The organism is Pseudoflavonifractor gallinarum, from assembly GCF_014982855.1.
GTDB lineage: Bacteria > Bacillota > Clostridia > Oscillospirales > Oscillospiraceae > Pseudoflavonifractor_A > Pseudoflavonifractor_A gallinarum.
Window position 1 is genome coordinate 108,859 of record NZ_JADCKF010000005.1, and the last position, 24,476, is coordinate 133,334.

The 24,476-nt window shown below is 55.3% G+C and carries 15 protein-coding genes and 1 pseudogene; 2 read left to right on the forward strand and 14 right to left on the reverse strand.

The features are described from left to right. Nucleotides 1-71 precede the first annotated feature (71 nt). Both INF37_RS06960 and INF37_RS06965 read left to right on the forward strand, forming a co-directional pair. A complete protein-coding gene (locus INF37_RS06960) occupies nucleotides 72-320 on the forward strand; it encodes a DUF2442 domain-containing protein (RefSeq protein WP_101691926.1) in 249 nt (82 codons plus the stop codon). 14 nt (nucleotides 321-334) lie between these two features. Further along, nucleotides 335-9,580, forward strand: coding sequence for an S-layer homology domain-containing protein (locus tag INF37_RS06965; RefSeq protein WP_193537318.1), 9,246 nt, complete (start codon nucleotides 335-337; stop codon nucleotides 9,578-9,580). 189 nt (nucleotides 9,581-9,769) lie between these two features. On the opposite strand, the gene INF37_RS06970 is transcribed toward INF37_RS06965, so the two are convergent. The 14 genes and pseudogenes from INF37_RS06970 to INF37_RS07035 all read right to left on the reverse strand — a co-directional run bounded on the left by INF37_RS06970 (nucleotide 9,770) and on the right by INF37_RS07035 (nucleotide 24,367). Next, a complete protein-coding gene (locus tag INF37_RS06970) occupies nucleotides 9,770-10,042 on the reverse strand; it encodes a hypothetical protein (RefSeq protein WP_162609013.1) in 273 nt (90 codons plus the stop codon). 37 nt (nucleotides 10,043-10,079) lie between these two features. Beyond that, entirely contained in the window at nucleotides 10,080-10,580 is a 501-nt protein-coding gene (locus tag INF37_RS06975) for a low molecular weight protein-tyrosine-phosphatase (protein WP_193537320.1), read from the reverse strand. An 88-nt stretch (nucleotides 10,581-10,668) separates the two neighbouring features. After that, nucleotides 10,669-11,061, reverse strand: a pseudogene (locus INF37_RS15990) (DUF1016 N-terminal domain-containing protein); the annotation flags it as partial. An 88-nt stretch (nucleotides 11,062-11,149) separates the two neighbouring features. Then, on the reverse strand, nucleotides 11,150-11,896 hold the full coding sequence (locus INF37_RS06985) for a metallophosphoesterase family protein (protein WP_193537322.1): 747 nt from the start codon (nucleotides 11,894-11,896) through the stop codon (nucleotides 11,150-11,152). Between the two features lie 23 nt (nucleotides 11,897-11,919). Further along, nucleotides 11,920-13,545, reverse strand: a complete 1,626-nt coding sequence (locus INF37_RS06990; protein ID WP_193537324.1) for a recombinase family protein — start codon at nucleotides 13,543-13,545, stop codon at nucleotides 11,920-11,922. Nucleotides 13,546-13,551: 6 nt separating this feature from the next. Next, entirely contained in the window at nucleotides 13,552-14,295 is a 744-nt protein-coding gene (locus INF37_RS06995) for a recombinase family protein (RefSeq protein ID WP_193537326.1), read from the reverse strand. Next, nucleotides 14,295-15,896, reverse strand: a complete 1,602-nt coding sequence (locus tag INF37_RS07000; protein ID WP_193537328.1) for a recombinase family protein — start codon at nucleotides 15,894-15,896, stop codon at nucleotides 14,295-14,297. Before INF37_RS07000 ends, INF37_RS06995 begins: the two co-directional genes overlap by 1 nt. A 75-nt stretch (nucleotides 15,897-15,971) precedes the next feature. Then, a complete protein-coding gene (locus INF37_RS07005) occupies nucleotides 15,972-16,112 on the reverse strand; it encodes a hypothetical protein (RefSeq protein WP_156417376.1) in 141 nt (46 codons plus the stop codon). Between the two features lie 682 nt (nucleotides 16,113-16,794). Next, on the reverse strand, nucleotides 16,795-17,082 hold the full coding sequence (locus INF37_RS07010) for a helix-turn-helix domain-containing protein (protein ID WP_193537330.1): 288 nt from the start codon (nucleotides 17,080-17,082) through the stop codon (nucleotides 16,795-16,797). A 352-nt stretch (nucleotides 17,083-17,434) separates the two neighbouring features. Further along, entirely contained in the window at nucleotides 17,435-18,478 is a 1,044-nt protein-coding gene (locus INF37_RS07015) for an AfsR/SARP family transcriptional regulator (protein ID WP_193537332.1), read from the reverse strand. 494 nt (nucleotides 18,479-18,972) lie between these two features. Then, nucleotides 18,973-19,251 (reverse strand): helix-turn-helix domain-containing protein, encoded by a 279-nt coding sequence (locus INF37_RS07020; RefSeq protein WP_235964250.1) that lies wholly within the window; start codon nucleotides 19,249-19,251, stop codon nucleotides 18,973-18,975. Between the two features lie 380 nt (nucleotides 19,252-19,631). Further along, complete coding sequence (locus tag INF37_RS07025) at nucleotides 19,632-19,871, reverse strand: helix-turn-helix domain-containing protein (RefSeq protein WP_193537336.1); 240 nt, start codon at nucleotides 19,869-19,871, stop codon at nucleotides 19,632-19,634. Nucleotides 19,872-20,170: 299 nt separating this feature from the next. Continuing rightward, on the reverse strand, nucleotides 20,171-20,329 hold the full coding sequence (locus INF37_RS07030) for a hypothetical protein (RefSeq protein WP_235821975.1): 159 nt from the start codon (nucleotides 20,327-20,329) through the stop codon (nucleotides 20,171-20,173). 174 nt (nucleotides 20,330-20,503) lie between these two features. Next, nucleotides 20,504-24,367, reverse strand: coding sequence for an acyl-CoA dehydratase activase (locus INF37_RS07035; RefSeq protein ID WP_193537338.1), 3,864 nt, complete (start codon nucleotides 24,365-24,367; stop codon nucleotides 20,504-20,506). Nucleotides 24,368-24,476 lie beyond the last annotated feature (109 nt).

Sequence of the window (24,476 nt, forward strand, 5' to 3'; positions counted from 1 at the left end):
CAGCATAGGAACTCGGTATGATAAATACAGAGTTCCTATGCTGTTATTTTTGCGCGAAAGGAGGAGAGCTTATGGACGCCTCCGGCATCACTTTACAGGTACTTCCCAACTATCAGCTCAAGCTGAGTTTTCCCAACGGCAGCGAGGCGGTCATTGACATGAAGCAGCGGGTCCACGCCATCCGGTTTGGAAGGCTGTCGTCGCCGGAGCTGTTTAAAACCGCCCGGCTGGTGGACAGCGAGGTGGTCTGGGACAATGGGGCCTACTGCGTGCGTGCATCCATCAATGAGCTGCTGGATTCCATGCAGATGGACGGATAGAAGGAGGAATGTGTGTGAAAAAGAGAGTGTTGAGCCTGCTGCTGGCAGTCTGCATGACCCTGTCATTGCTGCCGGCCACGGCTTATGCCGCCGTAGGCGGCTTGTTGGGCAATCCGCCGGAACGGAATGAAAGCCTGCTCCAGCAGCTGGAGCAGTTCACCGGCGAGAGCTATGAGGAGGTCTATGACCTGCTCGACACCCTGGGTCTCCTGGACGAGGACGGCAATCTGGTCACTGACCGGACCATCGACCTGGACGGGGAGACCTATACCCTGGAGGAGATGGAGGCCCTGCTCAGCGATCCGGCCACCGATCTCACCCAGGTGGCCGAGGTGGACGGGGTGCCCATCGCCCTGAAGGACCTCAAGACCATCATCGCCATCGAGCGGCAGCTGCAGTATCTGCAGGAGAAGTATTTTACTGGGGCCACCTTCGAGGGGGAGACCCTGGAGAATCTCAACAGCCTGCTGGAGCAGCTCCAGGGCGAGGGCATGACCCTGACGGCCAACCGCGATCAGGTCGTCTTTGACACCAGCAACGTGCAGGTGAAGGACGACACCTATTACATCAGCACCCCCGACGTGACCATCCCGCGGGGCACCACCCTCTCGATCAAATTCAAGGTGGATTTTTCCAATGTGCTCAAGGCCATGGGATTCTGGGGCGAAGAGTCTGTGAGCAATATGTTTAACCGTGGGCTTGCCGTCTACCTGTCCGATCAGACCAGCAACCGTTATTCTCTGGGGAACAACAGCGGTGAAATCATTTACTTTTTTACCCCAGAGGAAATGTCACAGGTGGACGGAACAGAGTACACACTGACGACAGATGCGTTCAGGAATGATTACACCGGGCCGCTGTATCTCTGCATTAGTGCGCCTGGGATCTCGGATTATGCGACAACATGGAAAAATTATCTTTCATTTGGTGAGATTTCCTTCGGGGATATCTGGCAGAATGTGTCCTTCTATGACGCCCAGGGCTTCTTCTTCCAGGACGGGAGCGGCCTGAGCGACTGCTGGAACGGCTACTTTTCCATCTCCAATCCGTTGCCGGCCATGCCAGGCTCTGCAAGCGCCTCCCAAGAGATGACCTCTTCTAACAAGATCGATTACGAGCTCGTTAGCCAAATAGGGTTTTCACTGGCGTTGAGCACCGATCTCGAGGCACTGGAGCAGACGCTGACTTATCTCCAGCAGTGCCTTGACACGCTCGACTCCGACAGCGCGATACGCACCCACGTCACCGCCACCATCAAGCAGGAGAACACCGATGATTACCAAAATATCACCGGGGAACAGCACCGCACGCTGATTGTGCCGCAGAGCGTCCTTCTCGGCGCGAACCCCTACATCGACGCAAACAGTGTCAACGGTTTTCCGCTCAGCCTCCCCTCCGGCAGGGGGACGGCGGACATCTCCTACAACATCATCTCCACAACGATGTCCTCTTACCCCGCGGTCTATCCCCTGAATTTTCTTCTGAAATTAAGTATCTGCAAGGATGACACGGTACAATGGGATCAGATCAGCGACGGCGACTTTGACGAAACCTACGTTTACTATGTAAATGGCTATACCGCCACTACTACCAAGTCCAGTTTTGAACTGGTAAATGACGGCGAGGACCCCATCCTCACCGTCTCCGCACCGCAGGGTACCTACCGGAGCGGCGATGTGATTCCCATTACCATTACTGCCGATGAGTTCATTCAGGCCACGAATGATACCCAAATCACCATCAACAATACTCCGTACACACTGGAAGAGCTCCACGGCTCCACCAGCGGCAAGTACATCACCTTCTTCTATGAGGTCAAGGAAATGGATGATGGTGTCCTTACCGTGGGCGTGGCCTCTAACTCCGGCATCACAGACTACTGGGGCAACGAGGCCAAAGAGGTGAATAACGTTACCGTCTCCGGCGTGACCTTGGATACCCCCATTCTGAAGAATGCCGTGGAGAACCTGGATGTCACCTATGATGAGAGCGGCAAGGCGCTGAATTTCGCCATCTCGGCCAAGCAGGGCGAATATCAGCAGATGTACAGCGAATATCTGACCGATCCCACCGGCCTGATGCGGCTGCTCGTCAGCGTGAACGGCGCCCCGGATCAGGAGCATACGGTTACCATGGAGGAGGGGGCCAATGACTCCTACACCTTCACCGCAAAGCCGTACCCCCTCACGCCCACAACGGTGGAGCAGAACGTCACCGTCCAGCTCCAGGTAAAGAACGGAGAGAGCTGGGAGACCGTGCCCTGGGAGACAAAATCGGTCACCATCGCCAGGCGTGTGGATGTGGCCGATGTGGTCATCAGTGTGGTCGGCGCTGGGCCGGACTACAACTACACGATTGCCCTCAGCGACGAAGCCATCCCCAAGCTCCAGGCGCAGACCAGCCCGGAGGGGGCGGCCACCAGCGGCACCTGGCACAGCACAGACGAAACCGTTGCCACCATTACCAAGGAGGGCCAGATCGAGCTCCAGTCCAAAACCGGCAAAGTGAGCTTCTACTACGTGGCCGACAACGGTACGCCGGAGGATACAAAGGATGATAAGGAATCCAATCATTTGGAGTTTACCATCACCGCCGGCGACAAGCTGTATCTGGGCATCCCCCAGTATGCCCAGGAGTCCCTGCTCCAGAGCGGCAGCAGCGCCACGGTGAAGTGGAACACCAATGTCTTTGACCTCTATCCGGGACAGGATATCACCTTCACCGTCAAGCTCTTTGCGGGCACGCAGGCCACCGGCGAGCCCAGCAAGAGCTATGAAGTGAAGAGTACGGCCGGGGGGGAGCGGATCACCTCCTGTACCATCCCGGCCACAGACCTGCCGGTGACCTATCCCCAGAGCCAGTACACCGTGGAGGTCGGGATGGAGAGCCCCGAGAAACGCGCGGCCACCTCGTCCATTACGGTGCTCTCCCCGCCCACCCAGCTGCGCATCACCTCGGACAAGACCGACCTCACCGATGCGGAGACCGCCACGCTCACCTGCACCATCTCGGGCAATCCGGATGCAAAGGGCACCCTGTCCGCCGCCCGTATGGCGGACGGTGCGTCGACGGCGGAAGAGGTCACCAGCCAGTGCCTGTCCGCCACATCGGTAGACGGGGGCAGCGGTACGGTGCGTTTTACACCGGCAGCGGTAGGCAGCGGCCTCTACGACACCTACACCATCACCTTTACCGAAAATGAGACCGGCAGCCCGAACTTTGCCCCCAGCTCCGACTCCATCGTGCTGCGGGTCTACCGCTCCGGCGCGCTGGAGATCCAGCCGGAAGGCCCGATCACCATGGATAACACCTCCAAGGTGAGCGGCAGCCTTCCCACGGACAGCAAAAGCATTCTGGAGCTGCGCCAGGAGCTGGGCCTCATCGAGTACGTGAGCATCAACGCGGATGCCTACAACTGGAGCAGCTTCCGGGACGGCATCCGGTGGGTCTCGGACCACCCGGAGGCCGTGGGCATCTACTACCGCCAGGGCGGTCTGTGGGACAACATTGCGGATCTGAGCTACGAGACCTATCTGCCCCGGACGCAGATGGCGCTCTCCGCCACCACGGACGGCTCCGCCACCATCACGGCCACCCATGCGGCCACCGGCATGAGCGACAGTGTGACCGTGAATGTGAACACCCTGCGGGACAAGTTCTACCTCTTCCAGGTCACGCCCGCGGTGACCACGGAGGTCACCTACACCAACGGCGCGGGCGAGAGCAAGACGGTCCAAACCAATGCGGACGGCCTTCTGGCCCTCTATGAGCCCAGCGGCATCCAGAGCGACGTGTATTTCCGCTCAGGCAGCGAGAAGGAGCCCAATCTGGGCACCATTCTCAACAGCGCCCTCTCCAGCGGGGAGCGGGACGCGGCCAAGCTGCAGCTCTATCCCCTGAACACCGTCACCCTCCGTCCCGCCGCCAAGGCGGAGCTGTACCTGGTGAACCCTGACGGCACACCCTTTGCCAACGAGACCGTCACCCTCCGGGGCGGCGTGTACCTGGGCGGCTACTACTGTGAAAGCGCCCAGATGGGACCCACCTCCGGCAGCCTGATCTCCGGGGCCACCGACGGCAAGTACACCACCGATCAAGACGGCAAGCTGACGGTGTACATGGACGCCACCCAGTTTGCGGCCGATGGCTATACCGGACAGCTGACCAACGCTGCGCTGGACTACTGGTTCGAGCTCAGTGACCTGGACAATAACAAATATTATCCCACTCTGGTGAACATCCAGGGCAGCATGTCCGCCGACCGCATCCTGCGCACCGGCAGTGCGGTGGTCACCCTGGAGGAGGTTCCCCAGGGCCAGGAGGAACAGCCCTTCCTCACCGCCCAGACCATGGCCTACGGCAAGGAGAGCGGAACCGACCTGCAAATCCGGGATGTCATGGGCTCCACCGGCCGAGTGGGTCCCAACAGTACCTACAAGTATGCCGAGCTCACCAGCCGCTTTATGCTCTGGGGCGTGGAGGCGGAAAATGGCAAGGCCACGGTCTCCATGACCGGGGAAAACGGATTTGTACCCGAGGGACAGACCGTGGAGGACAGCACCTTCCCCTTCTCCTCCATCCCCATCGTCACCAACACCATGGTCCTGACCAAGAAGACCATGACGGAGTCCGGCTGGCTCAAGCCCGAGACGGCCGCTAAGCTCCGGGCCTGTGTGTACCAGAATGACCAGCTGCTCAAGGACGTGTCCATGCCCTTCCAGGTCATTGACCTGACCGATGTGAAGCTGGTCAACGAGGACGCCAAGGCGGTGGTGCTGGATATGCAGGGCAGCTTCCAGAACGGCCTGAACAGCAACAGCAGCCGCTTCACCTTTGGCAACAGCTCCATCAGCAGCGCCTTTAACGGGGATATCGCCTCGATGCTGCGCTCTGTGGCCAATTCCAGCAACCCCCTGTTCAAAGTACTCATCACCCCTACGGAGGACAGCACGGTCTTCAATGTGCTCATCTGGGGCGGCTATGACAGCCTGGAACTGGAGGACTTCGACTACGACCAGGACGGCCTGTCCATGAACTATGAGCTGCTGGACACCGAGCGGCAGGTGGGTGTGCCCAGCGTGGGCGACCTCAGCGATATGGCCCAGGGCAACTACCACCCTAGACAGGACCTGAGACAGAACTATCTGAAGACCACCAACTCCGGCCTGGACTTCGGCGCGCAGCTGACCGGCTGCTACGAGGGCCAGTTCTACTACGACACCGACCAGCACGCGTGGGCTTTCCGTGTGGTAAGCGGCGGCTTTACCGCCGGTGCGGGCGTGGGCTTTGAGGCCAACGTGAACTTCTTTGCCGGTCCGATCCCCATCACCGCCTCCTTCGGCGCGGGTCTGTCCCTCCAGCTGGACTACAAGGCCGCCACGGTCTACACCGACCAGGTGAAGGATACCTCCGGCTGGAGCGAAGAGGCCAAGGCCTCCGACTCCGTCAACGATTTCCTCACCACCCTGCGCATCAACGGCTATATCAGCGCCTTTGGCGGCGTGGGCTTTGATTACAGCATCGTGGCGCTGAAGATCGGCCTGTTCGGCAAGCTCACCGGCGACTCCACCAACCAGTTCCTCTCCCGGACCTATCTGACCAGCGGCCAGCAGCGCAACGGACAGGCCCTCGGCGTGGAAGGCGAGGTGGGCCTCAAAGTGGTGGTCAAGCTGCTCTTCATCTCCTATGACGGAGCGCTGGTCTCCGGCAAGGTCAATTACAACGAAAAATTCGGCGACTATCAGTACATCAACGACTACTGGAGCGGAAACGGCACCAGCACCACGTCTCTGGCGGGTACGCCCACCCTGCTCAGCCGCAGCTATCTGGAGGCCTACGCCAATGGGGAGCGCGCCTGGAATACCCCCGGCTTTGACAGCGATGCTACCGTGGTGCAGAGCGACGCCAACCCCGGCTCCGAGCCGGTGGTGAATGACGACGGCAGCCTCTCGGCCTACATCAGCGACGGCAACAGCGAGGACTTCTATGCCAGCCGCATCCGGGCCGGCAAGGTGGGCGATGAGGGCGCGGTCATCGACGACGACGGGGACGACACCAACAACGGCTTCGGCGACCTGTCCCCCTCGCTCTCCGGCACCAGCGGCTTTACCGTGGCCGCCTGGTCCCGTCTGAGCACCAATCTGGACAAAAACGCCGGCGATCCCATTTCCCCCGATGAGCAGAAGCAGCTGCTCAACAGCACCGAGATTATGGTGGCTGCTACCTCCGACGGCGGAAGCAGCTGGACCACCAAGCAGCTCACCGACAACGCCTCCCCCGACCTGGCGCCGGTGACGGCGGTGGGCGGCAGCCATGCTGTGGTCTTCTGGCGGAGCGTCTATGCCTCGGATGCAAATGATCTGACTTCTTTCGACACCAGAGACAGCATCTGCTTCAGCATCTATGACGGAAACGGCTGGAGCGACGCCAAGATGGCCTACAACGGGTCCCAGGGCGGCGTGGTCGGCCTGAAAACCGCCATGCTGGAGAACGGGACCTCCATCGTGGTCTTTACCCTGGATCGCGGGTCCAGTGACCCGGAGAATCAACCCATGGAGGGCTACGAGCTGGCCTACCGTGTGGTGGAGAAGGACGGCACCCTGGGCGATCTGGTGGTGCTCACCAACGATAAGGAGACCGACGCCAATCCCCAGGTGGCGGCGGCGGATGGCTCCTTTGTCCTGGGTTGGTACAGCACGCAGGACGGCGGCGACATCCGTCTGCAGGCTGTGGGCGCCGATGGGCAGCTCTACAACGGCAGCAGTGAAAACGCCATCCCGGCCAGCGTCAAGGCCATCTCCCAGGAGGAGAATCTGAACATCAACTCCAATTTCCAGTTTGCAAAAGAGAGCGGCCAGAGTGTCCACGGCCTGACCCTGGTGTGGGCCGAGACGGCATCCAACGCCAAGGGCGAGGCCGACCACAGCGTCCTCTATGGCACCCAGCTGTGCAAGAGCGGGGGAGAGGTGTATCTCTCCAGTCCTCAGCCTCTGGTCACCCTGCCCAGCCGTACCCTGTCCAACTCCTTCAGCGCCTGGAAGGACAGCGACGGCAAGATCAGCGCCTACATCTTCGGCACTCAGTACAGTGAGTCGGCAACGGAAAACGTGGCCGGATATGCGGTGCCCGCCGACACCGATCAGCTGCTCACCGGCGGCGGCAGCCTGACGGCGGAGGCCGTGTCGGTGGACGCCATCTCGGTGGACTATGCAAATCTGCAGGTAAACGCCTTCACTCCGGTCGGGTTCACCCTTCGCAACACCGGCACCACCCCGCTTACCGGCCTGACGGCGGAGGTGGGCGGATATGCCTCCGATGCCGTCGCCCTGAACCCCGGTGAGAGCGCCAGCGTGACGGTGCTGTACAAGACGGGCGCCGCCATCGCCAATCCCACCTATACCATCACCGCCGACGGCAGCGGACCGCTTGCCGGCGACACCCTCCACCTGGACTACAACGACGTGGGGATCTCCTCTATGGAGGTGGTCCGCGAGCATGAGGGCAAGCGCACCGTCCAGGTGACCCTGTACAACGATTCCGCGGCTCTGCTGGAGAACACGGGGCGCACGGTGGAGCTGAGCCTCTACACCGATTCCGAGTACACCAGCGCCGCTGCGGTCACCCTGGAGGGCAGCCAGGACGGCGTATCCGTATCCGGCAACACGGTCACCCTCCGCGGCGACGCCCTGCGGCGCATGGACCAGGGCAGCATGACCTTCCAGTTCACCTATGATCTGAAGGATTATGTGTGCAACACCTTGCAGCAGGAGGAGGTCCCCGCCAGCGGCGTGTACCTCTACGCCAAGGCGGAAGTGAAGGAAAACAGCCAGACCATGGCGGAGTATGCCACCGGCAATAACACCTCCGCGGTTCTGCTCACCGGCGCATATGCCCGCACCGGGGAAAAGACCACGCGGAACGTGACGCAGACCAATACCGACGTCACCACCGCTGTGGTGGAGCTGAAGAACAATTCGCTCCAGGATCAGACCACCGCGACTCTGGTGGCCTCCCTGCTGGACGAGGACGGCCAGGTGCTGGAGACCAAGACCACCGACATCCGCGGAACGCTGCTTGGCGAGACCGTGCAGACCAGCACCATCCCGTTCACCCGTCTGGGCAGCCGCGTGGTGGTCCACGCCGCGGCGGCGGGCGAGGACAGTCTCACCTTTGAGGGGCTGCCTGTGACCCGGGATGATTTCAAACCGGACGAAAACGGGGTTCTCACCTATGCCATCTCCGGTATCTCCGACTACGGTACCCTGGTCACCGCCATCTCCGGCAGCGGGGAGAAGGTCACTATCAATGGTACGGAATTCACCGGCAGCGGCAGCCAGTACATCCCCATTGGCGCAGGAGAAACGGTCATCACCGTGCATATCGGCAGCACCGCCTACGCCCTGCACATCACCAGCACACACACCAGCGGCGGGGGTGGGGGAAACCCCAGCTATAAGATCACGGTGGAATCCGGCGACCACGGAACCGTGACCGCCAGCCGGAGCATGGCCACCGCGGGCACTGTGGTCACACTGACCCCCGCGCCGGAGGAAGGCTACCGGCTCGCCAGTCTGACCGCCACCGATCCGACCGGAAAGACGATCCCTCTCAACGGCAAGGGGGATGGCACGTACACCTTTACCATGCCGGCCGGTGCCGTTACCGTGAAGGCCTCTTTTGCGGAGATGACCTCGGACGGACTGCCCTTTGTGGATGTGCCCGCAGGGTCCTGGTATGAAGAGGGGGTACGCTATGTCTACGAGCATGGCCTGATGGCGGGCACCAGTGCCACCACCTTCAGCCCCGAGGTAACCACCTCGCGCAGCATGATTGCCGCCATTCTGTGGAGAGTGGAAGGCAGTCCTGTGGTGAATTATGCCATGACATTCGATGATGTGGACCAGGGCTCCTGGTATGGCGAGGCGGTCCGATGGGCCGCCAGCGAGGGGATCGTCGCCGGATACGGAGACAACAAATTTGGTCCGGACGATCCGATCACCCGCGAGCAGATGGCCGCTATGCTGTATCGCTACGCGCAGTATAAGGGCTATGATGTGAGCGTGGGAGAGAGCACTAATCTCCTCTCCTATGCGGACGTTGCGGAGCTGGGTGAGTATGCCGTTCCCGCGATGCAGTGGGCGGTTGGTTCCGGCATCATCAACGGGACCGGGAAAGCGATGCTCAGTCCCCGGGGCAGCGCGACCCGCGCCCAGGTCGCGGTGATGCTTAAGCAGTTCTGTGAGAAATACGTGACCTGGTAACACGGAGGGATCCGATCCCGTTACCTGCGAAAACAAGGCGCGGACAGCCAGCTGGCTGTCCGCGCCTTATTAGTTAGACAATAAAAAATCGCCGCAGTGAAAACTGCGGCGATTTCCATATATGGAACATCGCAACACTATAGATGCCATAGCCTTCGTCCATTCGCAAGCGTCCGGTATATAATTTTTTTAATCCCTGGGAGACAGTTCTCCGCTATGAGCCTCCAGAGCTTCGATGCGGTGATCCTGTATCAAGATTTCCATCTGGCTGATGGCGATGGCGTTGGGATTTGCCAGCCGCTCGGCCTGACTCCTAAACGCATCGAATTCGACACAGTTAAAAGACGGGTTGTATAGAGATTTCCAAACACCCAGGAACTCAATCGTATTCCGGTTCCACAGCCAGTTTTGGATAATGTAGCGAGGATTGTCACTGTCCTTCAGCTTGGCGCTGTCAGTCAAGCTGATAAAGTCATCTCGCTCGAAGTTTTATTGTACACTAATTTCCGCTCCCTTGACAACCAGCTTGTCCACTCGTCCGAACCTCTTTGCTGATTATTTTTTGGAGCAATCCCCGGCAGCCTTCCTCCACATCCCGCCAGGTCGTGTCGAAATCGTCGGCGTACCACGGATCGGCTACCTCGCCGGGACGGTCGGTAAAGTCCATCAGCAGGTGCATCTTGTCGGCAAAATCGCCGCCGCAGATCCGGTACATACTCCGCAGGTTGGCTCGATCCATGCCAATCAGAAGATCGTACTTCTCGTAATCGCTGTTCAGGAGCTGACGGGCTCTCTTGCCGGAGCAATCGATGCCATGCTCGGACAGTTTGCGGCGGGCTGGCGGATATACCGGATTGCCGATCTCCTCGGTGCTGGTAGCTGCCGACTCGATTTGAATGCTCGGCTCCAGACCGGCTTTCTTCACCAGATCCTTCATAATGAACTCGGCCATCGGGCTTCTGCAAATGTTGCCGTGGCAGAGGAAAAGTATCTTGATCATGCGATGAACACTCCAAATTGCTGTTTTCCAATTCAGTATAGCACGGAACATCAGATTCGTCGAGTTGGATTTCCAGATGGGCGTCAGAATCGATTTTTCTCTGGAGTTCTGCCTTTGACCAGCCGAAACGACCAGCAGCACGAAGATACCAGCGCCGATCCTCCGGCTCCATGTCTGCTTCCAGGATGACTACATTCAGTGTCCAACTGATCTCCATGGCCAGCGTCAGTAATTCAGGGGTGTCCTTATACATCCGATAGAACTCCCGCATCCGGCGAAGGTTGCGCGGGGAGAAGCCGGAAGCATCGGGGAAACGGCTGTGCAGATATTCGGCTGCGGCCACTGCCGCGCCTTTCTCCGGCCGGGAAAAGACGATACGGCCCAGTTCGCAGCAGAGTTGCATCTGGGGCATCTCGGCGCTCAGCGCAGCCTCCAGAGCCGCAAACATGGCGGAATAATCGATGTTTTTGCGGATGTTCATAGCTTCTCCTTTCCGGCAGAATCTGCCTTATTCAGAAACAGGCCAAAGAGAAGCACAGGAGGTTCCTCCTGCGTTTCTCTTTGGCCTGTTACACCACTTGTACCATCTGCTCCCAGAGCAGGACGAAGCGGTCGTCGATGATTTTGTTGTCGTGGTAATGTCCGAACAGCCAGTAGTGGAACTTGGCTCGTTCTTTGACTTCCTCCAAGAAGTCGGTCAGGTGGTCGTGAACATATCCACCGTTTCCCAATATGTCCACGATGCTGGTTGGGGCACAGTGGGTGATTACATAGTCCACCTCATATTGAATGCGCTCCAGACTGTGCTGGGCTTCCTCATACTCCGTCTTGCTGGGAAGCTCCTGCTTCCACCAGGATCGGTGGTTGACCCGGAAGCGGGCGTCCATTCTGCGAAGAGCCCAGTATTGTTCTTCAAAATCAGGCGCTTTGGGATTCAGAACGCCGTCCTCGATGTCATGACTCCTGGCGCCTCCCATGGTGAAGAAGGAGTATCCTTGCAGGTCAAAGACCTGCCCTCGCATCAGATGGATCACATGAGGCCGGATTCGCTGGATCTTTCCGCCGTTCCATTCCTCTGTCGGATATTTTCTCAGCAGGTCGAAGTTTTCATGGTTGCCGCTGATGAACAGCGTGGTAAAGGGCAGATCCTCCAGCCAGTCCAGATTGCGCCCCTCCTTCTTGCCCCCGTCCCATACGCCGCCAAAATCTCCGCAGATGATCATATAGTCTTCCTTGGTCATTCCAGCCTGCTCGGGGAAGTGTTCGGGCGCAAACCGCTGGAAGTTGCCATGGGTATCGCCGGTTGCGTAGATCATTTCGGTTCACCTTCTTTTGCCTATTATATCATATCCTGCTCCACCTGGACGCCACCGCGGAGGAACACCGTGATTTTCTCCGCTGAGTTGACTTTGACCGTATCCACCAGCTGTCGGATGAGAGCTTCATCCCATTCGCTGATGTGGGTGGATGCCTGAGCCATTGCAGCAGCGGCATCCTCAATGCGCCGCAGGGCCTGTGCGTTGCTCTGGCGCTGTTCCTCGATAAAGGCTCGCTTTTCTTTCAGTGCGGCAGCTTCATTCATAATGGCCCTCAGCTGGGCGGTGCAGGCGGAGGCTTCCTCCGCTCGAGCGGCTTCTGCCACCAACTCACGGGTCTGGTCATTCAGCTCGTCCAGCCGCCGCTCAATATCGGCAAGGCTCATGCTCTCGCCCGGAACCGGAGCCAACTCCATTTCCATGGCAGAGGTGATCTGCCGGATCAGCGTGCTCTTTTGACTCATGACGGAGTTGATGGCGGCGAGGATTGCCCTCTGGAGCAGTTCCTCGTCCAGTGTTGGTGAGTTGTGACAGTACTTGGTGCCGTAATCCAGCCGGCTGACACAGCGCCACACGATGCGCTTCCTGCCTTGTTTGGACCAGGTGCAGCGGCGGTACAGGGTGCCGCATTCGCCGCAGACAAGGCGCTCCGACAAGGCGTATTTGCTGGCATAGGATGTCATCCCTGTGGGGGCATTCTTTTTGGAAGGGCTTTTCCCGGCGCTGCGCCTCGCCATCTCTGCCTGTACCGCGTCAAAGGTTTTGCGTTCCACAATGCCCTTATGATGATTCTGGACCAGATACATGGGGAGCTGCCCCGTGTTGCGGATGACCTTGCGGCTGATGCAGTCGCTGATGTAGGTCTTCTGGAGAAGGACATCTCCGCAATACTTCTCGTTGGTCAGGATGCTTCGGATCGCCGTGATCGTCCATTGGGAGCCTCCGGTCACATTTGGGATCTGCTCCGCTTCCAGCCTGTCTTTGATCATCCGAAGGCTGGCTCCGCTCAAATACTGGTCATAGATCGAGCGAACCACATCTGCTTGCTCCTGGATGATTTTCGGTTTGCCGTTCTCGCCTTTTTCATAGGCGTACAGCCGGTTATACTGTATGATTGTTTTTCCCTCGCGCATTGCCTGCCGCTTGCCCCAGCGGACATTGGCGCTGATGCTCTCGCTTTCCGCCTGAGCGAAGGCTCCAAGCATGGTGATGAGGATCTCACTGTCGGCTTCCAGTGTGTTGATGTTCTCCTTTTCGAAGATGACCGCAATGCCCAATTCCCGCAGGGCACGGATGTAATTCAGGCAGTCCACCGTATTTCTGGCGAAGCGGGAGATGGATTTGGTCAGGACGATGTCGATCTTCTTCTGCTTGCACAGCCGGATCATCTTCAGGAATTCGGGCCGCTTCCGAGCCGATGTCCCTGTGATGCCCTCATCTGCGAAGATCCCGGCCATGGTCCACTCCCGGTTGGTCATGATCTTGTCGGTGTAGTAGTTCTGCTGGGCCTCATAGCTGGTAAGCTGTTCCTCGTCATCGGTGGATACCCGGCAGTAGGCAGCCACGCGAAGCTGGCGCTGGACCGCCTGCCGGCTTGCGACCTCCGGCTTTGCGGGTATGGTGATGACTTTGGGCGGGCTTTCTCTCATGCTGTTTCACTCCTTCCCAATTACTTGACCGTTTTTTAACTGGATATTCAGGCTTCCATCGTTATGACAATGGATGGCGGATACGGAGCGTTGAAGCAGTTCTGCATCCAACGCAGTCGTGGACTGACGCCCGGAAAACACTCTGCGCAGACGAACCGTTTCGTATTCGCGGGAGTCGACGGCACTATACTGTGCCGCAGCGATGGTCAGGATCAATTCCTTTGCGGCATCCTCGTCGATTGGCTGGCATTCCATCACCCTGTCAAGCTCACGCTGCAGACTCCGTTCAGTGGATCGATCAGGCGGCGCTGTTGCCGGAAACCGGAGCTGTTCCGGCGATATGATCAGGCTGTTGAGCAGATCCAGCACCTGCCGCTCCATGCGCGCTGTCGATGGCCGCCCGCTGAAGCGGCGGAGGAGCTTCTGCGTGTCCGTTTTGGGAGCTGCCGTCTGTTTTGCGCTTCGCTTTTCCAGCGCTTTCTCCAGGGCTTCTCGATCAATGACCGGCGGATAGCCGCGCTCTCCCGTATAGCGGCTGTCTTCCAGAATTCGGGCAACCATGTTTTTGTTCCATAGTTTTCCCTCGTCATAGGGAATTGACTGTTCTCGAAGCTCCTCTACCAAGGTGTTGTAGGTGGCACCCGCAAGGTATTGTTGGAAGATGTACTCTACCAGTTTTGATTCCTGCGGATGGAGGGCAATTTCGCCCATAACCACCCTGTAGCCAAACGGCTGCTTCCGATTGCCCATCAGCGCACCGTCCTTTCTATGGTTTCGGCCAGCTCCAGCCCGTTTTTCAGGCGGAAGCGGATTCGCTCGTTGCTTTCCACGATGATCGTTTCAACGAGCTCACCGAACAGTTCTGCGTCAAAGCTGTCAAGGAAGTCCGGGCCATCATCCAGGATTTCCATCAGCTCTCTTGTTTGGGCGATGGTGTTGTCGCCATCGACGGCCAGAAGACGCTCCTTTTTCAGCTTTACACTGCGGAGCTGCTCGGTCAACTCATTGCTCTGGGATATAAAAATGTCAGGATCAATGAGGCCCTGTTGTTTCAGCATGGCCAACATTTGATTCTGACTGGTAAGATCGGATATTTGCTTGTTGAGTTCAATGACATCCAGGCTCCAGAGCATCCGGCGGTTGCGGATGGCTTGGAGCGAGGTGGTCATCTTCGTAAGGATTGGTTCGCCATGGTGCTTAAGATTATAATATAGCTGGAGAAAAGCCTCCATGATTTTGGCCTCTTGAATTTGCACCATACTGCATTCGTGATTACTTTGATTGTGCTTGCGGCATATCCAATACGGAGTAGCTCTGCATACTTTTCTGCCAAAGTAGGTGCCACAATTTCCACATACAATTTTGTGAGTAAAAATGTGCTTATCGCGGGACCGCTTCGAAATCTTATCTCCCTTTGCGCGAAATAGTATCTGAGCCTTGTCAAATGTATTTTGATCTATGATGGGAGGATGGCTTTCAGATATATAGTACTGATCCTTGCTCCCCAGATTTCTTTTTTTCTTAATAGGCAAGGTGTCAGTTGCATAGTACTTTTGAAGGAGGGAATTCCCTGCATATCTCTCGTTTTGAAGGATATAGCAGATGGTGGTATATTGCCAATATGGAGTTCCATCTAGAGTTGGGATTCCAAGCTTTGTGATTTCTGCCGCTATGTCCGCTGTACTCTGTCCAGATAGGTATCGGGCAAAGATCATACGGATGATCTCTGCTTCAGACTCCTCAATTTCAAGGGCCCCATTTCGGAGGCGGTAGCCGAATGGTGCTTTGCATGTAATGAACGTTCCATTCTGCATTCTCCTCTGATAGCTCCAACGCATATTGCTGGAGATTGATTCGCTCTCGGCCTGGGCGAAGGATGCGAAGAGCGCAGTCATCATTTCGCCGGACATGGTTGCGGTGTCAATGTTCTCTTTCTCGAAGTAGACACCGATACCGAGTGATTTCAGCTCTCTGATGGTTTCCAGGCATTCCTTGGTATTGCGGGCAAAGCGGGAGATGGATTTTACCAGCACCCTGTCGATCAGCCCTCTGCGGCAATCTGCCAAGAGCCGCTGGAAGTCCTCACGCTTTTCAGCCGATGTCCCCGTGATGCCCTCGTCCGCATATATGTCTACCATTCTCCAGTTTTCCTTGCTGGAGATCAGGTCGCTGTAGTGACGGTTCTGGGCAGCAAAGGAGTTGAGCTGGTCATCAGAGGCGGAGCTGACACGGGCGTATGCCGCAACCCGCAATTTGGCGTTTTGGGGCTTTTCGGTTGCCTCGATGGTGATGACCCGGTATTGCTTTTCTCGAAGTGCCATGCTGCCGTCGGTCATCAGCTTTTCCGCCATGTCAGTCCACCTCCTTTTTTGCAACACAAACAATACCACAACACCTTTGAAATAGCTATTGAAAAGAATGCGATTTCAGAAAGAAAGGATAATGTCCGCACCGGTCTGCGCGGCAATTCTGGCCAAAATTTTGCGGGCCTCTCTTTCTGTGGTTTTCTTCTGCTCTATCAGCGTGCGGAGCAGTTGGGCAATGCCGCACAAATCGATATTTGTCATCTCGTTTCCTCGCTTTCGTGGATTTGTTTTTGATAACAGAAATATGGGACCCGATCAGGGAGTTTGAGGAGAAAAGGAAGAGGAGTGTAGAGGGGGAAAGATGAAAAACTCAGAGAAACGGAGGTTGAGAAGAAGAGGATGTACTGTGATCAGATCCCATATTTCTGCTATCAAAAGAAAAACAGAGGGCCGCTCCCAAAGGTCAGGTGAGCGAGTGTAGGCTCCGAGTCTGGAGCGGCCCTTTGTTTCTTGATGCTGCTTAGTCGCCTGTATTCGACACTACTTCCCCAGGCAGGGCGGCAACTTGAACTGCGCTGGCGCACATCATGGGACTCTCACCCCTCCGAGGATCTCTCCGAGCCGCGTAAGCAGAAGTATCATTGTAGGCTGACGGGGTCATGGCGGGGACAGCTTGCCAAGGCTGCCTTGTCCTGAGTGGGTGTCGCTCTGCACCTTATTTGGCCGTCCTTTGATGCGGATCTGCTCCGCACAGGTGGTCTTCGCGCACTCGGTCTGACGCTCTCCCGATCAGCTAAGGTATTCAAGTTGCCGGATATGACCGCCTGGGGCGGTGTTTTTCAAGATTCGCTGAGATGTTTTGATCTCACGAAGATTGTAACTCTGCGCGTATTCTTCCAACAGAAACAGAATGGAAAGTTTACCAACCCAAAATGGAAAGTTTTTAGAGGGATGCCTCCAATTCGGACAGCAGAGAGATGGCCATCCGCAGTCCGCGCTTCTGTTCCTCTGCAAAATCTCCTTTTCCCACTAGGAGATAATCCAGAGAAACCTCAAAGAATGCTGCAAATTCTAAGGCCAGTTCGACTAGGCCGGTTTGTTTTCCATTTTCAATTTTTGCTATGTAGGGAGTGCTGACATTCATCTTCTCTGCCAGCTGCTCCTGTGTGAGCCCACGATTTTTCCGCAAACTCCTGATTCGTAAGCCGTAGTCATCTGTATTAAAATGCACAGCAATTTCCTCCGTTTTCTGAAATTTGGGTGTGAGCCAAAGTTCAGAGCGGAGGTCCGCGGCAGCGGCAGACGTACTTACGGGTAAAAAAAGAAGGGGTGCTTATGCAAGTAAATGCAAAAGCACCCCTGTCGGAGAAAATCCTGGTCTCAAAGTAACAACCCCCGTAATTCGGATGTCGAGCTCTTGCTCGATCAATCTAAACTACGGGGGTCATTCAGCCCGTTGAGAGGGCGTCATTTAGGGCGTTATATAGGGGAAAAATCAATACCATTGCATTAGATAGTGCGTTAGTCAAATCCATTATTTCCAAGAATTGCGTCATGAATAGTGTTATGCATCTGAAAATGCACTATCTGATCAGCTTTTCCAGAGGAACTCCATCTTCTTTTCTTAGATAGTCTTCCAAGATACTAAATTCTTCTGAAGTGAGTATGTCCTTAGCGTGGCAAAGCTGATGCTTGGCTAAATCAAGAGAGCCCAACTGGTAAGTAGACACAATGAGCCAATAATGTGCTCTCAAATTTGCTGGCATAAATTCTATGGCGTGTAGCGCGTACCGCTGAACGCAACTATAGTCCCGTATCTCAGAAAGACTGCTCAGCAGTTCATTTATCAGAGAAACATATCGAAGGCGGTATAGACTGACCTGGCTGATGATCCAATGTTCATCCTCCGCGCCACGAAATATGGGACCACGATATAACATTACAGCTTTCTTCATGAGATTAATTTTTTGCACCACAGAGGTTGCCTGCCTGGCCCCGTCAATTAGACGGTCGAACTGCTGTACATCGGTGATGATATTCAGGTTTGGATTAAGGCGGTAGCCACTGGGCGTTGACTCAATGAGGGGGAAATCACAGATCAAGGAAAATGTCTGCCTGAATCGATAAATATACCCGCGAATATTCCTGCTGGCCACCTCTGGTTCGACACACTCCTCCGGCCACAGTGCATGATAGATCTCCAGTGGGGGGTGGGCGGTTTTGGGGTTGAGAATAATGTAGGTGACAACTCGGCTGCTCTTAGGCGAATTGAAAAAACGCTCACTCAGAACGCCCTTTCTGGTGCATATCTCCATATCACCGAAGAAGTTAATGGCTACATCTTTATTGCTCTGTACCAAATCAGGCATCGGTGCCAACTTCGCACTTTCAATCATTTTCTGCTGAGCCATAGCACGTTGCAGCACATAGGCAAGTGCGCTGAGCATACTGGACCTCTCAAGATAACGAGATGGATTTCGGATGACCAGGAAGCCCGTTGGCTTCGGCATGAAAGGAACCGCAATCAGCGACTGCGCCAACAGACGTTTATAGACTGCGTATTCCTTTGGATTCTGATCCTTGATGATATCTACATCAGGAATTACAATATTTTTACCATGCTGCATAGCTTCAATCCATCGGGGCATGAAGTCAAGGGATTCGAATTCCAGAATCAGCTGTGTCGTGCGATCCGGAATATAGGAATTGTACCACCATACGGGCGCCTATATATCAAAATCCAAGTCCACTTCCAGTATGCCAGCCCAGTCGCCGCCGTAGAAGGTACACGCTGTCCTCAATGCCTGCATAGCGATTCCTTCCGGATTACTGCTGGTGAGCAAACAGGTTTCCAAAGAACTAAGTGCCTGTTCCAATTCCGTACAATAGCAGACATACGAATCATCACTTTTGTGCAGTCGGCTATCTTTTACAGACGATGGCGAATGCGTAATGGACTGGTCGGATTTTCCTAATAGCGTGTCTAAGAATTTCCCCATGTGCTTTCTCCTTTGCGATAAATAAAAACAGCGCAAAGCTGCTGTACAGGTGCGTAGCAGTCTTGCGCTGTTCATTCTTTCCGCCGATTGCTCGGCAGTTTATGTAAAGTTAAAACAGATACTCAGCCCTTCCTGCTATGTATTATCTTGTCAGGAAAAATGGAAGCATTCAAAAGATCGGCAGGCGCAATCTCTAAGGCATCTGCAATATTAAAGAAAATTTCCAGGGAAAATGGACGGGCAATACCTGGTGCTTCAATAGAACTGATATGTGAGCGGCTGACATTTGCCTTTTCGGCGAGCTGTTCCTGTGAGAAGCCTCGCATCTTTCGTAGGGCAGCAATGACAATACCCAACTGGACATACCTGTCTCTATTCTTAAAATCAATTTCTTTGCTCATGTGCATCACCTGCCGCCCCTATGCATATAATTATACTTTGACCCAGCACAAAACTCTGCATTTGAAAAAGAGCAAATGACTAATATTTTGAGCAATCACCGGATTTAAGAAGAAATTAAAAGAATTCAAATGCAGATGATTGCATTCCAGAGCAAGATGAAATGATCTCGTTTCATTGAATCGGCTACTGTCAATTGCCCTTGGCCGGTATTACATAGGCTTTTATCTTAACGTTATGGGAGCAGACTCCTCTAAAAAAGACAAAGGCACCAATGCAGTTTTCTACATTGGTGCGCCTGATTCCCAATTCTATGCCGCACTGGCTGGTGCTGTTCCAATCTTGAGACATAATAGAAAACCTCCGGCGAATGTCGGAGGTTTTAGGGATCTAAATTGTCTTCCTGAAAAAGAGGTGAAACAAAAAAAGTGTCTAAACCGATCTCCATGCCCTGACATATTTCGTGAATAATTCGTAGCTTAACCGAATCATAGGAGCAGTTGATAATATTGCTTACTGTAGACTTAGGGACACCGCTTTTCATATACAGTTGATACTGTGTCATGTTGCGCTCTGCCAGTAACTGCAAAAGGCGTTCGCTGACTGCTTGATTCAGCTTCAATTCCTCTCACCGTCCCTGTCCCTGTACTAAAGGTATTATATGGGCAGGTATGAGAAAAATAGTCCCTGTAACTGTACCAACAGTGCTGTTCTGTAGTGATTAATTTCTCTGCCAAGATACAAAAATACAGCCCGTAGTCTCGTTTGGGTAATACTTTGTGTAAGATTGGCAGCCATTATTAAGTTTTTTATTATGTTGCCTTTGTGCACCGTTGCAAACTGCAGATAACATGAAAAACCGGTCGAGATATTGCTCATGAGATCTCGACCGGTTTTCTGTTATTGTGGAATTAACTTATATTACTTCGACTCTTTGCGGAAGCACATGAACCAGTCCAGGCAATACTGATTCTCGCTCTGGTTGTCCATCCGCTCCTTGGCTACGCCGCAACTAATGCCGCTTCCCCGGACCACCATGGCATCTACCGGCTGGATTGGGGCATGGGGAGCAGCACCCATCCTGAGCTGTGCTCCACCAGACACAATCCATATTCAGGGACATACATCGGGTCAAATCAACAACAGGTTTTTTCCTTCACCACTCCTCCGGTGCTTTTTCTACAGCCTCGGTCGATAAAAACAAAAGAGGCTTCTATAAACTGCCTGCACGGACAAAGGGTATGATTCTGGGGTTTATTTCAGGTAATAGAGGAAGGAGTTTAGGCGGGACCAGGCGCTCTCGTCCCAATCACTGTCCATGGCAAGATGTAAGTGGGGGATTCCACCCATTTCACCAGTCATATCCAACAGTGTTGCTGTGTTTTCATACCGGGGAGCCAGCGTCAGCACACCAGCCGATGTTCGGCCAAGTTCCCGTGCCTTGGCCAAACGGTACCGACCGTTGGCTCCGGCAAATCTCGGCAGCAGCTGATCCGCTGCAGTACGCATCCCCTCTGGATCTTTGGAGAAGCTGCTTCTCGCCCCCAATAGGCGCCCCAGTTCTGTCATTTGATTTGTCCAGGAAGCAGCGATGACACTTCCGGAATCCCGCCAGAGAAACCAGAGGTACTCGCTCAGGGGAGCACGATACAGAGATCGGCCCTGCTGCTCCAGCGTTTCCAGCACCCCGTCGTTCAGAGCAAACAGCGTAAGGGGTTCACCCACTGCGGCTAGAGGCTGGCTCTTGACGGGGATGCTTCCGATTTGCGACGCCAGTGCATTCAGACTGTCCCAATCTGGAATATCGTGTGGACTTAGTGCGCTGCGCTGATCAGGCGGGGCGCACAGTATGAGATCTCCTGTCAGTACAGCCCGGAACAACAGGTCGGGATCTGGAACATGTTCCGGCAAGGTTTCCAGTTCCGGGGAAACCAGGGTCACCCGCTCCAGTCCTTGGTTGGCAAGCACTGCCTCCACCGCCCACGGGTACTGGCCGTCGGCCTCCGCGCCTTGGGTGGAGGGAATCAGCATCTGAAAGGAATCGGATTCCTTCTCCGCTGCGTTCAGAATACCACCCAGCAAGGCGGGGAAGGGAAGGTACTCTTTGGAACTGGTCTCCGCCCGGCCCAAAACCAGGGAAGTGTCGCCCAGAGGCATGGGACGGGTTTCCACATTCCATACCATTTCCGCATATTTCCTAAGATATGTAGTAAACGGGGGCAGATCCAAAACATATAGAGGGCCGCAGCTTGGTTCCGGGGTATCAACGACTTTGGTGGAGCAGTGTTCCACAGCTGTGAGCTGAAAGTGCTCCGGCAGTGGCTGAGAGGGACGGCTTTCCAGACTTTGGAGAAATGCCTCGATGCGAGTAATAACGCCCACTGGTGAGAAGTGCTCATCTACTTCGATGTGCAGATAGGGTTTTTTGCCCATCTCCTTTCGGAACAGATAGGAGAGCATCGTGTCCGGTCCACAGCCGTGATTGGTCAGATAGACGGCGTATAGATTGGGGTGATGGGCCACGAGTTTCGCCCCGGAGAGGATGTGTTGTCCGAAGGGCCAGTACAGATTAGGGTAGTCCGCTGACAGATCCAGGTCGTGAGCAGGCAGATGGGAGAGAGTAATTACCTTATGCCCCCGTTCCAGCAGCAAACGAGGGATTCCCATATTCAGCACGGGATCGGAAAGACCGTAGTTTCGGGTGATCAGTACAAGTACTTTGTCCTCAGGATTCAGAGAGGAAAGCAGTTCACGGCCCTGCCGCTCTACTGCTGCTGTATGCCGGCGTACTGCTTGGGCACCTGCCATCAGGGCGGGGAGACACCGCAGTTTGGGGATACCAAGCTGTTTTCCAAGGCCCAGCATAGCTGAGGCCATCGCTTCCTGCCCAAAGTCCAGATCGAACACAGGATTGAGCAACTCAATGCCCTGCTCTGCCAAACGAAGGGCACGGGCGGCTAATTGGGGTGCAGTCTGCATATATACACAGCCGTAGTTGTGCTCAACCTGAGAGGTCTCATGCCTCATGGTGTGGATGGAGGGGAGAAAGATGTAGTCAACACCGTGCTCTGCCAACCAGGCCATATGACCATGGATCAGCTTTACCGGGTAACAGGTCTCCGCCTGGGCTGTCTGCTGGGAGAGGCGAATGATCTCCTCATTGGTAGGCGGTGAGAGCAGTACATTGAATCCTAGCTGCCGGAAGAAGGCATTGGCCATAGGAAAGAACTTGTGGATCATCAGGGCGAAAGGTACACCCACCGTTTTCCGTCCGGAGACGGGTGTTGGATCATAACCCTCCAACAGCAGCTGTGGGCCGCGCTGGTAAAAGGCAATGTTGCGCTGGACCTCCGCGGACAGGGCGACCTCCTCTTCCGGCTGTCTGTCGAACCCATGAAAGCGGGAAGGGCCTTTCGTGGATTCCAGTGCCAGCAGGGCGGCGCCGTATGCTCCACTGATGGAGAAGTAGGGAGAGACTGTGAGCCGATCTCCAAATTCCTGGCGGAAAGCGGCCACGATGCCGGGGTTGTAGGCCACACCGCCCTGGAGCACAATATGGTGTCCTACTGGCTTGCTCCCAACTACCTTGTGAAGATAATTTCGGACAATGGACTGGCATAAACCGGCTGCGACCTCTGCCTGGGTGGCTCCCTGTGCCTGGGCAGATTGGATAGCGGTCTCGATAAACACGGTGCATCGCTCTCCCAATTCCACAGGGGCCTTTGCAGTAAGAGCCAGGCGGCCGAAGTCCTTCAAAGGGATGTTCATGCGTGCGGCCTGCTCCTCCACAAAGGAGCCGGTTCCGGCAGCACAGATTTTGTTCATTTGAAAGTCTGCAATCTGTCCATTCTGAAGGGAGATGTATTTAGAATCTTGACCGCCGATCTCAAAGACGGTATCTGCTTTGGGCATACATTGGATGGCAGCTCTTGCCTGGGCTGTAATCTCATCTCGTACGGCATCCGCACCAATGAGCCGGCCGATCCGCTCTCGTCCGGAACCGGTGACGCCAACTGCCAGAAGGGGAATCTGCCCAAAACGGGAGCGGATATTCTCCAGGCCCTTTCGCACTGCAGCCTCTGGGTCTCCGGCGGTGCGTAGATACTGGAAGTCCACCAGTTCTCCGAATGGATCCATGAGAACCAGGTCTGTGCTGGTAGAACCTACATCAATGCCCAAAGCGCAGCCCTGAGGTGGGATATGGCCGGAAACAGGCGGATCGGATACAAAAACCTTGGGATCAGGATCCAGTGGCTGACGACGGTGCAGCCGGTCTCCCATGTTTGGATCCTGCCCGCACAGAGAGGCCAGCAGTTCCCCCATGGAACAGGTGCCTGCCTCCTGAGCAGCCAGCGCAGCCCCGGTGGCGCCAACATAGAGGAAGTTTTTTGGTAAAATCAATTCTTCTTCCGTGAGGGCAAAAACATCCCGGATAGCCCGAAGAACCCCTGCATTGCAGCCAACTCCGCCACATAAAGCCACAGGTTTCTCCACAGGAAGTCCCCGCACGATAACCGCTTTATAGTTGCGGACCATTGCGTAGCAGAGCCCCAGCAGAATGTCAGGAGTAGGCACCCCCTCCTGCTGTCGGTGAATGATATCCGTTTTAGCAAAGACAGCACAGCGGCCGGAGAGGCGAGGGATGGAGTGGGCCTTTGCTACCAGTTCGGAATAATCCTCGATCCGCAAGCCCAGCCGGGACATTTGGTCCTCAAAAAAGGAGCCGGTGCCCCCGGCACAGTGCTCATTCACTGCAAATCTGGGAGGAGTACCACGATCCAGCTCTGTGAGGAAACGAGCACTTTGACTGCCAATTTCGATGGCAGATTTCACTTCCGGCGCCAGCAGACGGATACCGCGATGGATGGCGGGAATATCGCCCAGAGTCGAGAGTCCGGGGCAGGCATCTGAAAGTCGATCTCCTGCGCTTCCGGTGAGCATTACCGGATAGCCGCAAGCATTGCGATCCGCCTGCAGCAGTTCGCCGAGAAGCAACCGAACGGTTTGAACTGCGGCGCCGTGATGTGCGGAGGATTTGAACCATAAAAGCTCACCCTTCTGGGAAAGCATCACCAGTTTGACGGTAGCAGTTCCACAGTCTAAACCAATTCCATTCATAGTGACCCTCTTTTCTTACGTTGACATTTTATTGGCCAAGCAGTATAATAATGGTTAGTTAATGCTAACTATAAATGTGTTTTTTGTTTTTGTCGGTTGCCACAGCAAC